Origin of the sequence: Paenibacillus sp. JJ-223 (assembly GCF_927798175.1) — a bacterium.
Taxonomy (GTDB): Bacteria; Bacillota; Bacilli; order Paenibacillales; family Paenibacillaceae; genus Paenibacillus; species Paenibacillus hubeiensis.
The window spans coordinates 347478-360552 of sequence record NZ_CAKMMP010000006.1 but is presented as its reverse complement, the minus strand read 5'-3'; the positions used below and the strand labels follow the sequence as shown (position 1 = coordinate 360552).

Genomic DNA, 13075 nt, shown 5'->3' with positions numbered 1-13075 from the left:
CAACATTGATGATATCACTCAACAATTCTAGGAATGACAACTTAAAGGCCCGCCGGAAGCGAGCCCTTTTCTGCGGGATATTCTTCTTTGACGTGATTGTTCACGCAAAGCCCTTCTTTTTACCTTTGTACAGCTTTTGGAATCAGCTTAACTGCATCGTTGTAATGCATGTATTGTCTTGGTCGTATGTAGAGATCTGTGCTTCGGCAACCTTTCCGTCATGAACCATCTTGACAAGATAACTTCTGTCTCTGGGCAGCCAAATGTCAACGAAACCATTGGATGCCGTCTTGAGCGAAGAATCTTTCATGAGCGTATTTCCTTCGGAATCGAGAATGGTGACGAGAAAATCCTCGTTTTTCATTTCCCCTTGGCAACCGGTCAGACTGTGGATCTCGCAGGGATGGGTTTGCTGTACATACGGGGCAATGGATAAAAAGAATGCATCTTCAGGCAAATCATAATCCGCCGTTTGACCGTCGTTCCCTACGACCGTCAGCGTTTTTGCATCAATGGAGGCCGATTGGGCGGACACCTTGCCTGCCCCGATATCCTCGACCAGCTGTTTGATATTGATATGATCCCCGGATGGCAGCGCCGTTTCTTCTTTCTGCAAGTTTCCGGCAATCAGATACGTTCCCAATGCAACGACAACTAACACCCCTGCGGCCCACGTCGCTTTTTTCATCTGGCGTTCATCTCCTTGTCCGTTTTGTTTTATTATAAAGGAGAAGCTGTCCAAGTGAGCGATTCGACCGCCCATTTCACCATATTTTCACACTTTTAACCGATTGTTCCTGCCCCGTCGTTTCAGCGCTTTCCGTTCAAATCTTTGAGAATACACGATCCGTTTTTATGCGCCATTAGCTGAACTGCCAAAAACCTGCCACCAGCTCTTTCCCTCCACCCTTGTGGAACCCGGAATAAAGAAACAACGCCCCATAACCAAAAACATACTCTTCGGCGAGACCATCCGCATAACCGTCTTCATCGATCTGAATGAAAAAATCATATCCCTCCTCCAGAAGAGCGGAAGTATAGTGTCTTTCATCCTGAATTAATCGGGGATTGCCCCCGATTTTTACGAGAAAAGCTTGCTCCCTCGCTTCTTCATCAGCCATGCGTATTGGCGCGCTCAGTGCATGCCTTTCCAAATCGGGATGGGCATATCGTGCTGACAGGCTTGGCGGTGAATGCGGGTGGCGAATGACCCTGACGGCGCAAGCCGGATAGATGTTATTTTCGAAATGCGTGTCCTCGTCGCAGGGCACAAAGACCGACAGCATGTCTCCAGCCTGCCCACCCCGTTCCAGCCCTGCAGTAACTTCAGCCGGCATAACCAGGGCCATGTAAAAGCGATAATCCCCGTCTGCAAGATTGTCTTGCTCCCGCTCATTGTCGAAATAAGCTGGTGCGCTGCCGCCAATCCACCCCGACGTAAAATCGTCCGATCGTTCGGCGTAATATAACAAGCTGTGAGTCCGTTCTTCGAAAAGCTCTTTCCAGAGTGACATATCTAAGCTCCCTTCCATATACAGCATCTTTCCACAAATAACGTAATATCAGGTTCGTTTGGCAAGCCAACGTTTAAGCAAAGGCAAAACCACGGCAGGCTGCATCGCCCCGGTATGGTCCATTCGCTCTCCTTTGACGATCTCAACGTCCCACCCATATGCTTCGAGTTCATGCCTGTGCCGCTTCAAGCGATCCGCGATGTCTACCCTGACGTTTCCAAACGATTCACCATATTCTATCAAATCAAGTTCCCCTGCAAAGGCCAATTTGGGCATGCCCGAGACGGGATGGATGATTCGGTCATCGAAATCGGCAAGATGCTGGTACATGGTCATGAACTGTTTGCATTGATCGGGATGGATGCTCACCTCCACCTCGTTCCAATCGATGTCTTCGGGTTCTACGAGCTTTTTGTCCTGCGCTCCCGTTTCCTGCCCTGCTCCTTCCTTGTTCTGATTCGATAGCGCCTGTTCATAGGTTTTCGTCGTTACGGTCAACATTTCTTTATAGGGTCCGCCGTAGGGCGGGAAACCTCCCATGATCAGTCCGTTCAGCCGATCCGTGCGAATGGAAAGTTGGAGTCCGGCAAGCGCCAGCCAGGAGTAACCGTAGTACCAGAATCGGTCCACTTGCATCTGGTCCGCGATTCGCAGCATATCATTGGTGATATGCTCAGGCGTAAAACGGTCAGGTTCAGGCTGTGCCATGTAATGTCCTTCATAATCAAAATACAGCACGCAAAAGTCGTCCGACAACCCTTGTACCAGTTTCTCGCCCAGTTCGGGGTCCACCCCCCACAATCGCAGCATTTCCGCCTCTTCGCCATATACGGCAGGTTTGGTCCCCGGCAGCATGACGACGCCATCTTTCGGGTTACCCACCAAGCCAACCTCGATCATTGAACCATTGGGCAGCGTTACCTTCTTTTTCAACAAACTCACTCCTTTTTCTTTACTTGTCTTCAGTCTATAACATGGATGCAATCTTTCGGTTCGGGTGCAAGTTTTCCTTAAAGAATGGTACCTGCAGCGGGAATATGTTATCGTAGCACTTTAAGGTTTAAGTTCAAGGTTAAGGAGCAGATGGACATGGACAGGATATTCACTCCCAGCGAGATGGCTTCCGCGTTAAACGTCAGCACGACCACGCTGCGCCGTTACGAGGAACAAGGACTGATTCCCGATGTACCGCGTACTCCCGGCAATCGCAGAACATACATGGGTGTTCATTTACACGCATTTGTCGCGATCCGGAGCCTGCTGAGTGCTTATGATATTCCCGTGGTGTACGCAGCTATGCGGGAAATCAGGCAAGGTGAGAAGCTGAAGGCGTTATGGCTCGTAAACGGGCAGCTGACCCACGCACAGTCGGAGAAAGAACGGGTTGAAAAGATCTGGTCCATGCTGCGCGATTCAAACCGGGGAAATCCGATGGCGGCAGACGTGCCGGACGGACTGACGATTGGCAAGGCTGCAGGGCTGGCCGGGGTCAATGCTTCTGCCATTCGCCATTGGGAGAAGGAAGGGTTGATTCATTCGGAACGTGACCCCATGAACGGTTATCGGATCTACCCGGCAAACCAAACGAGAAGAATTTTGCTGATCAGCAGTTTGCGCAAAACGGTGTATTATATCGGCCATATGAAGCAGCTCCTCGAACTGTTGGAAGAACGTGACCCTGTTCAGGTCGAAAGCTCGCTCAGTCTTGCCATGACAAAGCTGAACGAGCGGCTCGTGCGGCAGTATGCAGGCATCCAGGCCCTTATGCGATACATCGAAGCACTTGATGAATATAAATCGTAACCGAACAACGTTCCAAATTCGCCAAAACGCCATTACGGTCTGCCTTATCCATGATGAACGGAAAACAGGCGAGGAACATTCCCCGCCTGTTTTCTTTGTACAGCGACTGTTTTGGCACGAGCTGGCCTCACATCACCTTTGCTGTTTTGAGTTCCATTTCCCCATCCGACCCTGGCAGCCCCTCAGTCCCTCACGCCAAAGGCAAGCGTTAACGCGCTCTTGGCCTCCATGCCGAAACTCATCGTTTCGTATCCCGGCACCCTTACCTCCACGCTCTCCGAATGAGACCGGTCATTGAACAGCACCACGGCAATCGATCCGTCCACGTTCCGGAACGCTACCGTTGGCACGGCATCGTCACTGTTTGAACCTATGCGTACGGCTCCGGGACGAATATGTTTGCTGAAATGAGCCAGCGCGTAATAATCAAGCGTATAGGTGAGCTCCCGCGTTTGCTGGTTGATCTTCACGATGCCCCGGCATGTACTGTTGCCGAATCCCGGCACCGTCGGTCCGTTCTCTTCGTCCAGCGCCATATTCCACAGCACGAACGAACGGCTGTGATTGCGCAGAATGCCGATGCCCGTCCGCATCACGTTGCTGAACGCCTGCTCGAACGGCGGTATCCATTCTCCGCCAGATCCTTCCGTAAAGTGCACTTCTTTCTCCGGAAAAGCGGCCCACACATCGCTCTGCGCCGAGGAACTTCCGCCGTACCAATGCCATGCCACTCCGTCTACCGCGTCGCTCGCCTGCTCCAACACTTCCAGCGGGTACTCCGGCTTATCCCAGTTGTGGTCATAACAGAAAATTTTGGCGCCGATGCCGTTCGCTGCGAACCTCGGTTTCAGATGCTCGCGGACAAATCTGGCCTGATCGGCGGCCGGGAAAATCATGCCCGGATAATGCGGCGGCGAAAACAGCGCCTCGTTCTGAGGCGTTACGGCGTATACGGGGATGCCGTGCTCCGCGTAAGCCTGTACATAGCGGACGAAATAATCGGCGTACGTCGCGTACCACTCTTCTTTCAGCGTGCCGCCGATCATGGAGCCGCTGGTTTTCATCCAGCCTGGCGGGCTCCAGGGCGAGCCCATCATTTTAAGCTGCGGATTCAGCTGCAACGCCTCTTTCATGAGCGGAACGACGTCCTGCTCATCATGGGCGATCGTAAACCGCTCCAATGCGGGGTCGGTCTCGCCTTCGGGCAGATCATTATAACTATAAAACTCGCGGGCATAATCGGAAGCGCCCATCGGATTGCGAATGACGGACAGGCCGATCCCCCGTTTCTCGTCAAACAGCTTGGGCATCAGCTCCGCGCGCTGTTCCGCGCTCAACACCTGATGGATCAGATAAGCGGCCGAATCCGTGAATGACGCGCCGAATCCGTCCATTTCCTGATACCGCTCGCGGTCGTCAACGACGATGACGCGTGCATTGGCGGAAGAAGGAGCCGGGGCCAGCTCCGCTTTCGTTTTTTTCGCAAACAATTGCCCTTCCCCGTTCGATTCGTAGATCAAAACTTCGCTTTTGCCCCTATCCATGTTCGTGTTCATGTTCATGCCTCCTGTCCCCGGTTACAGACCGAGCTTTTCTTTGTTGGCTTTCATTTTTTCGCTGCGAATGTCCACGATTTTGCTCCAACCGTTGCTGTCCAAAAACTGCTTGTAATCGTTCAGAATGGCCTCGAACTGCGCATCATCCTTGGCCCGGATCATGCTGACCATCGTGCTGTTCCATTTGGTGTTGATCGCGGTCAGTCCGCGGGCTTCCGGCGTGCCCTGATCCGGGTCGATGTTTTCCAGAATAAAGTGGGGTACCAATTTGCCCTCGCCCCATTGCTGCATTTGCTTGATCGATTCCGGGAAGGCGTCTTCGCTATAGGCTTTGTGTTTGTCGTGCCCGAAGAACATGAATTCGCCCATGCGATACTCCTTTTTGAATTTGTCCGCATTGGTCTGCTGCAGCTCCTTGATTTCCGGCGTGAACTGAACCGAACCATCCGCATTCTTCACATAGGTCTCGCCTTCGATGCCGTAGTTCATGAGCATCTGTCCTTCCTCGCTCAGCAGGTACGTGAACAACTGCATCGATTTGGCCGGATCGGCATTTTGTTTGGTGATAAAACTCACCATCCAGCCGGAGATGCCGGATTGGTTCAGCTTGGGCTCGTTGCCCGCCGTGCTTTGCGGCCCGTCCACGGCCATATATGCCTTGTCCGGATTAGCCGACATGAAAATTTGCAGGTTGCCCCCCTGCTGCGGCGTGCCGTCCAGCAGAATCGTCGCGTATTTGCCGGACTTGACCTTCTCTTCGAATGCAGTGCCGTCATCCGCAAAGCTGTCGTCGCTGATGTTCCCGTCCCGGTGAACCTGGTTCAGCGTCCGGAGCCATGCCAAATAATCGTCGTCCAGGTTGCGGTTGTAGAAACCGCCATTGCCGTCCTCCAGCGGAACGCCGATAAAATCCTGCAGCACGTCGCCGAGGGACCCGGTGCCTTCGCCAATCGAGTTGAACCCGAACGGGATCAGCTCTGGAAACCGTTCCTTGATCTGCTGCATGGCAGAACGGAATTCCTCCGGCGTGCCGAAGTCGGGACGACCAAGCGCCTCATAGACGTCCTTGCGAATGATGAACGCCGTTTTGGCCGGGATCGTGCCATCGTTGTAATCCGCCTGCGTATTGGAGTAATTCGGATATCCATACGTTTTGCCGTCGGACAGCTGGAACCATTTGAGCGTATCCTGGGCGGCGACGGTGTTAAAATACGGATCGTACTTTTCCGCCAGATCGTTCAACGGAAGCGCCCATGAGGAAGCTTTTTGCACAACCGGGGAGTTGATGCCAAACGTCGTGATGAGATCCGGCATCTCTCCGCCTGCAAAAAACGTGTTCAACTTTGTGTCGTCTCCGGTAATGAACTTGATGTCCAGGTTCAGGTCTTCCTTGATTTTTTTCGTCACGACGTCTTTGCCGTAATCCGTGTTCCACCAGTCCGCGTTGACATACCAGGTAAGCTGCGTCGGTTCCTCCTTGGTATCCAGCTTCCAGGCAGGTGTACTTGCATCCGGCGTGTAGCGCCCTTCAATGGATACCCAGTTATCTCCCTTGGAGCCGCTCCCCCCTCCGCAGGCGCTGGCAACGAGCATAACAGCCATTAGAACAGCGGTCAGGGTAATCCTTTTCGATCTTTTGCGTTGCATTTTCGTGGTCATGTTACATTCCCTCCTTTTGGATATAAAGCGCTTACTCTTTGACAGCACCAAGCATCATGCCGGAGATAAAGTACTTTTGCAGCAGCGGATAAATAATGACGATCGGCAATGTCGTGATCACGATGGTTGCCAGCTGCACACCCTTGGTCGCCGTTTCGATCACAACAGACCCCGCCACATTTTGCATCGATTGCGTTTGCGACTGAACGATGATCTCGTACAGCTTCATCTGCAGCGGATACAATGCTTCGCTCGTGACATACAGCTTCGTCGTCATAAAGTCGTTCCATTGGCCAACCCCGTTAAATAACGCAATCGTCGCCATGGCCGGCATCGATAACGGAATGAACAGGCTGAGGAAAATGCGCCAATCCCCCGCACCGTCAATCTTTGCCGACTCCTCCAGCGAATCGGGCACCCCTCTGAAAAAATTCATCAGAATGATCACGTCGTAGTAACTTAGCAGGGCAGGAATGATGTACACCCAGAAGCTGTCCAGCATGCCCAGGTCCTTGATCAGCAAATAGGTCGGAATCATGCCGCCTGAGAAAAACATCGTAATGACGCCCATGGAAACGTACACTTTGCGCCCCCGCACGTATCGTTTGCTGAGGCCGTACGCCACCATCGCACAGAAGAAAACATGGGTCACAACGCCGATGACCGTTTTGGAGATCGAGATGAAAAAGGCCTGCCATATGGAGGAATCCCGGAACACGGCCCGATAGTTTTCCAGGGACAGCTCGGAGGGCCAGAAGATGTACCCTCCCTCTGCCAGCGCTCTGCTGGAAGCGAATGATGAAACGATGACGTTCCATAGCGGAACCACAATCGCGATCATCGTGATGACGAGCAGCACGACATTCACCGCGTTAAAAATTCGGCTGTCGGTATCGCCCTTGATTGCTTTTGAACTCACGGATTTCCCTCCTTTTGTCGCTCTCCGCTTTACAGAACGGATTGATTGTCGTTAAGCTTGCTTGTTATTTTGTTGGCGGTGACGAGCAGAATGACCGAAACGATCGATACGCCAAGACCGACTGCAGTCGCGTAGGAAAAGTCTCCCTGCGTCATCCCCATGCGGTACACGTAAGAATTGATGACCTCCGCCTTTTCCCTGTTCTGGGAGTTCATCAGCACGAGCGTCTGATCGAGGTTAGACCCCAACAAGCCGCTGACGGTCAGGATCAGATTCAGGCTGATGATCATCTTCATGTTCGGAATCGTGATGTTCCAGATTTGACGCATCCGGTTCGCACCGTCGATTTTGGCCGCTTCGTAATACGTCGGGTCGATTTTGGCCATCACCGCGAGGTACAGAATCGTGCCCCAGCCCGCCTCCTTCCAAATGTCGGAGAGAACCGCGATCCACCAATATTTGCTCGGGTCAAGCAAAATATTTTGCGGCTGGCTGATGAGGCCTAAGGACAACAGGATCTGGTTGAAGAGGCCGGTCGTCGACACCCAGGTGATCAGCATGCCGCCAAGCACGATCCAGGACAGAAAATGCGGAAGATACGATATCGTCTGCACGATTTTTTTGAAACGGCTCCCGCTGACCTCGTAAATCATGATCGCCAGAATGATCGGCACCACGAAGCCGATGGCCAGCTTCAGAAAGCTGATGCCCAGCGTATTGACGACCGAATCCCAGAAATACGGATCGGTCAGGATGATCCTGAAGTTATCCAGCCCTACCCAAGGCGCGCTGTCGATCGTATCGATGACCGTATAATTTTTGAAAGCAATGGTCAGACCGTAGATCGGGATAAAATTGAATACGATCATGAAAATGACGCCAGGCAAAATCATGGATTGAAGCTCCCACTGCCTGATGAAATCCGTGCAAAATGCCTTGGCACGCTGCACGACAGGCTTTTTGCCCGGCGGCCGCACCATTGCGCCCGCTGCCTCAGCCGACGTAGCCGCCGCTGGTTTGCTCATGTGTCTCGCCCCTTTTTATTCGTTTTTATAAAATTCGCCCAAATAATAAAAACGTTTTTATTTTTGAGCAAAAAAATTTATCCCCAGATTTTTTTCAAATCCCCTTTTTCAAAGGGAAAATCCGGTGATAAGCCTATGCTTCCGAAGCAGCTTTCTTTCAGAAAGCTTTTAGAACGCTTCGCTTCTCCAGATTGTTCTGCCTCTCCGTTAACGTGTGCATCTTTTTTGCGGTTTATATCATTTCCTTATCCCTGCCATGAAAGCGTTTACCATTTTGCCAAAGGAGGCCCTCTTATCGCGAGGGTTACTCCCGTGCCATCTTGATCTGCGTGGAATTGCGCACGACCAGCTCGCCCGGCAGCTTTTCATGACGGCCTTTCTCGTCTTTCTCGATCATACGAATCAGATCGTTCACGACGAGCATCCCTTGTCTTGCAATTTGGTTGCGTACCGTTGTGAGCGGAGGCGTGAAATACTGTGCAATGTCGATATCGTCGAATCCAACGACGCTGACGTCTCCCGGAATGTCGTAGCCAAGCGACTTCAGCGCACGCATCGCTCCGATGGCGCTCAAGTCATTGCCTGCGAGGAACGCGTCCGGCAGCTTGCCGGCATGCACGTTAACGAATGATTTGACTGCGCCGTACGAGCTTTCTTCCTCGAAGTATCCCTGCAAAATGTAATCCTCATCCTGCGGCAGATTGTAATCGCGCAAGGCATCCAAGTAACCGGCCTTCCGCTGCTCGCTGTCGAACATCGTTTCAACGCCGGAAATGTAGGCGATTTTTTTGTGCCCGAGGCTGATCAAATATTTCGTGGCCTCATACGCATCGACATAGGAATCGAAGATGATGCTGCCCATCGATTCGCTCTGGATTTCGCGGTCCAGGAACATGGCCTTGACCCGGTTTTGCTCCATGACGGCAATGTCGTTTTCATTCACCCGCATCTCCTCGTACACGATGACTCCATCCACGCGTCCGCCCAATATGTTGCTCATGATGACCTGCTTATCCTTCGTTACGAAGATGTTCAGCCCGTATCCATGGCGGTCGCATTCGCGGGACATCGTCTCGACGAGCGTATAGAAATATGGCCCCGACACACTGGTCGTGAAAAAGCCGAGCATTTTCGATTTGCCGGATTTCAGCAGCTTGCCGTTGATGTTCGGTACATAATTCAACCGTTTCGCCACGTCGAGAATATGCGATTTGGTCTCGGGATTCAGCACGTCCACGCCATTAAGCGCATTGGAGACCGTAGAGATGGACACGCCGGCTTCCTTTGCTACATCTTTGATCGTTACCTTTCTCATCTGCGACTTCCTTTTTATAAAAACGTTTTTATGGAATGAATATACTATACAAGCGTTTTCATGGCAATCCTTTTTTTCGTGCACATCGATTTTTTTTCAGGAAAACTCTCTCGCAAAAATGAAAAAGGCTGCACCAAATGATCTTATCTCATCTGGAGCAGCCCTTCTTTTATTACTTATTTCGAGGTTGAACGTTCCTGCCCAGCAGCCAGAAAGCCAATGCACCGGCCGAAACAAAGGCAAGCGCCATGCCGACGAGCCCTTGCAGCAAATTCAGGCTGCCTTCTTCGATCCACAAAGGGAGTTCAAGCAGCCCGAGCGTACTGCCCAGCGCAAACGTCTTTACCTTCAGCAGTCCCATGTACAAGCCGCCAACCGCGCCTCCCGCAAGGGCCGAAACAAAAGCGGCTCGCCGCCTCATGTTTACGGCATACATCGCGGGTTCGATAAAACCAATCAGCGCTGTGCCAGCAGCCCAGTAGGCAAGCCTCCTGTGATCAGACTTGCGCTCGCGCAATGCAGCGGCCATGGCCGCTCCAGCCTGTCCCATCACAGCCACCGTGAAAGCCGGCAATAACATCATGGAACCATTCGTGACCAACTCACTGATCAAAATCGGAACAACAACAAATTGCATCCCCAGCAGCATCAACAACGCGTAGAACGCACCGACAAGAACGATCGTGAGCACTGGAGTCTTATCCATCATCGAAGTGATGGTTTCCGTCAAATGGTTCTGCGCATACATGCCAATGGGACCTAACACAAGCAGCATGACCGGGATCATCACCAGTAACGCCAGCGCGGCGGGCAAAACGCCTTGAAGCCCCTTCGGCAATACGCGCCCCAACGCTCGTTCGATCCATGCAGCGCCCACTACCGCCAGAATGACCCACAGAGGGGCCGTATAGAATGATGACACCGGGACAAGATCAACGCCAAACAGACTGAATGCCTGCTCCCCGCTCATCACTCCTGCCACGGTTGGATACAAAGTAAAAACACCAATGCCAGCCGCTGCGTATGGATTGCTGTTCATCCTCCGAGCCGTACTGAACGCGACCAACACAGGCAAAAAATAAATCAAAGCGTCCGCTATGCTGCTAAATACGATGTATACCGTGCTATTCATATCCACAATATCCGTCACATCAAGCGTATCCAGTAACACAAACGTCAAAAGCACGAACTTGATCAAGAGCACTCCCAAAAGAGCAGGCATTAAAGGCCTGAATACGTCGGAAACAAAATGCATGATCGAAAAAGGTTTCCTTCTTTTTCCCGTTCGCCCCGCTTCTTGCGACCCAATGGCGTTTGCATGATCCTCCCCTTCGATACCCAGGAATGCCGACAAAGCTTGATATCCATCTGATGCCTCGTCCCGAAGTACCATCTGTGCGCCGCTTTTGCTTGCGTGAATCTCTGCCTCCATCTCGGCGACATCCATCGCCGACAGATTCATGTCGCTACTACGCTTTAACTCTACAACGGTTTTGCCGTTCTCGTGCTTGACTTGCTTGATGTTCTCCATTCCTCCTGCGAGTCGTAAAACGGAGTCCATCAGTACTCTGTCATTCATATGTACAATCTCCTTATGCTGCGGTAAAACCGAGTTTTGTGAAGCTACTATTCTATATACACATTTCCACAAAAAAACTTCAATAGGCAATATAAACTAATTTCCCTTTTATGTGTATTCGCATATATTCAGAAAAAAAGAGCTGTACATTTGCCCAAGATGGCAAACATACAACTCTGTTCCAACGGGTGAAAACCGACTACGACAATGCCAACATGGCGTTCATGTCTTCCTTTGCTGTCGTTATCAGTTTAAGTCCAAACATGTCGACGAGCACGTCGAGCACGCCTTGCGAGATGAATTCCGGCGGCTTCGGTCCGATCCGGATATCCTGAATGCCCAGGCTGAACAGTCCCAGCAAAATGGCCACGGCTTTTTGCTCGAACCAGGATAATACGATGCTGACCGGCAGCTCGTTCACGGTGCAGCCGAAGGCATCGGCGAGGGCAAGCGCGATTTTGACCGTCGAACCGGAATTGTTGCATTGGCCCAGATCGATATAACGCGGAATGCCTGTGTCGCCAACCGTCCCGTAATCCACGTCGTTGAAGCGGAACTTGCCGCAAGAGGTCGTCAAAATCACCGTATCGTTCGGCAGGCTCGTTGCCAGTTCCCGATAATAGTTTCCGCCTTTGCCCGGCGCATCGCAGCCTGCAATGACGAAGAAGCGGCGAATATGCCCGTCTTTAACCGCTTGAATGATTTCGGGAGCCAGACCGATGACCGTTTCGTGGTGATATCCTGTCGTCAATACCTGCTCCGACTGTACATCTGCCGCGGGCAAGGACAAAGCACGCTCGATCAGCGGCGTGAAGTCGTCATTCACGATTTTGGTCACGCCCTCCAGTCCGGCAACCTCGTAGGAGAAAAAGCGGTCCGCGTAACTGCCCTTGATTGGCATAACGCAGTTCGTGGTGGCCAGAATGGCGCCCGGGAACTGCTCGAACAGCCTGCGCTGGTCATACCATGCTTTGCCGATGTTGCCTTTCAAATGGGCATATTTCTTGAGCGCGGGATAACCGTGCGCCGGCAGCATCTCCGAATGGGTATAAATGTTGATGCCTGTTCCTTCCGTCTGGCGCAGCAATTCTTCCAGCGCATATAGATTGTGCCCTGTCACGACGATGCACTGTCCTTCGATCCGGTTCTGGCTGACGGTAATCGGCTGCGGGATGCCGAAACGGTCCGTATGGGCGCGATCCAGCACATCCATAATACGTATGGCCGCATTCCCTACCCTCATTGCCATGTCCAGATGTTCCTGCACGTTGAAATTCGAGTTCGTTAACGTCATATATAACGCTTCATGCGTAACACGGTTTACCTCGGGGTCTTCATAACCCAGCTGTCTGGCATGCGTGGCATATGCTGCGATTCCCTTCAACGCAAAGATCATCGTATCCTGCAGGCTGGCAATCGTCTCGTCTTTGCCGCACACCCCGATCACCTTGCAGCCGCCCGTTGGTGTCTGCTCGCACTGGTAACAAAACATAACATTCCCTCCATGCATGATCAGTCTGTTTTTCTCCCATTCAGCGTAACAGACCACGATTCGGGCAAGTGTGACGGCGCACACATTTACCAATCATTTTCCATGCCGTTCCCAAGATCAGCCGGGACGCTTTTTTCGTTCCAACGATCATTTATTGAGCAGCTTTATGCCAGAGGGTCAATGCCCTCGTTGACAATTAACGATTACATGTGT

General features: G+C 52.0%; 11 protein-coding genes. 1 reads left to right on the top strand and 10 read right to left on the bottom strand.

Annotated elements, in window-relative coordinates:
• Positions 1–142 precede the first annotated feature (142 nt).
• From L6H98_RS13660 to L6H98_RS13650, 3 genes are all read right to left on the bottom strand, one after another.
• The gene (locus tag L6H98_RS13660) at positions 143–688 is read right to left on the bottom strand and encodes a CueP family metal-binding protein (protein ID WP_236415794.1); all 546 of its coding nucleotides are present in this window, start codon (positions 686–688) and stop codon (positions 143–145) included.
• 175 nt (positions 689–863) lie between these two features.
• Positions 864–1514 carry a hypothetical protein gene (locus L6H98_RS13655; protein ID WP_236415792.1) on the bottom strand — a complete coding sequence of 217 codons (651 nt, stop codon included), beginning with the start codon at positions 1512–1514 and terminating at the stop codon, positions 864–866.
• Positions 1515–1562: 48 nt separating this feature from the next.
• On the bottom strand, positions 1563–2447 hold the full coding sequence (locus L6H98_RS13650; protein WP_236415789.1) for an alpha/beta hydrolase: 885 nt from the start codon (positions 2445–2447) through the stop codon (positions 1563–1565).
• Between the two features lie 156 nt (positions 2448–2603).
• Between L6H98_RS13650 and L6H98_RS13645 the strand changes: the two genes are divergently transcribed.
• Entirely contained in the window at positions 2604–3317 is a 714-nt protein-coding gene (locus L6H98_RS13645; RefSeq protein WP_236415787.1) for a MerR family DNA-binding transcriptional regulator, read from the top strand.
• Positions 3318–3499: 182 nt separating this feature from the next.
• Here L6H98_RS13645 and L6H98_RS13640 read toward each other — a convergent pair whose 3' ends face one another.
• The 7 genes from L6H98_RS13640 to hcp form a co-directional block, all read right to left on the bottom strand.
• On the bottom strand, positions 3500–4873 hold the full coding sequence (locus L6H98_RS13640) for a glycoside hydrolase family 30 beta sandwich domain-containing protein (RefSeq protein WP_236415785.1): 1374 nt from the start codon (positions 4871–4873) through the stop codon (positions 3500–3502).
• A 21-nt stretch (positions 4874–4894) separates the two neighbouring features.
• Positions 4895–6532 (bottom strand): sugar ABC transporter substrate-binding protein, encoded by a 1638-nt coding sequence (locus tag L6H98_RS13635; RefSeq protein ID WP_236415783.1) that lies wholly within the window; start codon positions 6530–6532, stop codon positions 4895–4897.
• 31 nt (positions 6533–6563) lie between these two features.
• Positions 6564–7451, bottom strand: coding sequence for a carbohydrate ABC transporter permease (locus L6H98_RS13630; RefSeq protein WP_236415782.1), 888 nt, complete (start codon positions 7449–7451; stop codon positions 6564–6566).
• Positions 7452–7480: 29 nt separating this feature from the next.
• On the bottom strand, positions 7481–8476 hold the full coding sequence (locus L6H98_RS13625; RefSeq protein ID WP_236415780.1) for an ABC transporter permease subunit: 996 nt from the start codon (positions 8474–8476) through the stop codon (positions 7481–7483).
• 304 nt (positions 8477–8780) lie between these two features.
• Positions 8781–9791 (bottom strand): LacI family DNA-binding transcriptional regulator, encoded by a 1011-nt coding sequence (locus L6H98_RS13620; protein ID WP_236415778.1) that lies wholly within the window; start codon positions 9789–9791, stop codon positions 8781–8783.
• A gap of 172 nt (positions 9792–9963) precedes the next feature.
• Positions 9964–11370 (bottom strand): PTS transporter subunit EIIC, encoded by a 1407-nt coding sequence (locus L6H98_RS13615; RefSeq protein ID WP_236415776.1) that lies wholly within the window; start codon positions 11368–11370, stop codon positions 9964–9966.
• A gap of 199 nt (positions 11371–11569) precedes the next feature.
• Positions 11570–12862, bottom strand: coding sequence for a hydroxylamine reductase (hcp, locus tag L6H98_RS13610; RefSeq protein WP_236415775.1), 1293 nt, complete (start codon positions 12860–12862; stop codon positions 11570–11572).
• Between the last annotated feature and the right edge of the window lie 213 nt (positions 12863–13075).

Excerpts from the sequence above, each read along its gene's own strand:
- L6H98_RS13620 (WP_236415778.1), bottom strand. The coding sequence starts at position 9,791 with ATGAGAAAGGTAACGATCAAAGATGTAGCAAAGGAAGCCGGCGTGTCC.
- L6H98_RS13640 (WP_236415785.1), bottom strand. The coding sequence starts at position 4,873 with ATGAACACGAACATGGATAGGGGCAAAAGCGAAGTTTTGATCTACGAA.
- L6H98_RS13635 (WP_236415783.1), bottom strand. The coding sequence starts at position 6,532 with ATGACCACGAAAATGCAACGCAAAAGATCGAAAAGGATTACCCTGACC.
- L6H98_RS13645 (WP_236415787.1), top strand. The coding sequence starts at position 2,604 with ATGGACAGGATATTCACTCCCAGCGAGATGGCTTCCGCGTTAAACGTC.
- L6H98_RS13625 (WP_236415780.1), bottom strand. The coding sequence starts at position 8,476 with ATGAGCAAACCAGCGGCGGCTACGTCGGCTGAGGCAGCGGGCGCAATG.
- L6H98_RS13615 (WP_236415776.1), bottom strand. The coding sequence starts at position 11,370 with ATGAATGACAGAGTACTGATGGACTCCGTTTTACGACTCGCAGGAGGA.
- L6H98_RS13655 (WP_236415792.1), bottom strand. The coding sequence starts at position 1,514 with ATGTCACTCTGGAAAGAGCTTTTCGAAGAACGGACTCACAGCTTGTTA.
- L6H98_RS13660 (WP_236415794.1), bottom strand. The coding sequence starts at position 688 with ATGAAAAAAGCGACGTGGGCCGCAGGGGTGTTAGTTGTCGTTGCATTG.
- hcp (WP_236415775.1), bottom strand. The coding sequence starts at position 12,862 with ATGTTTTGTTACCAGTGCGAGCAGACACCAACGGGCGGCTGCAAGGTG.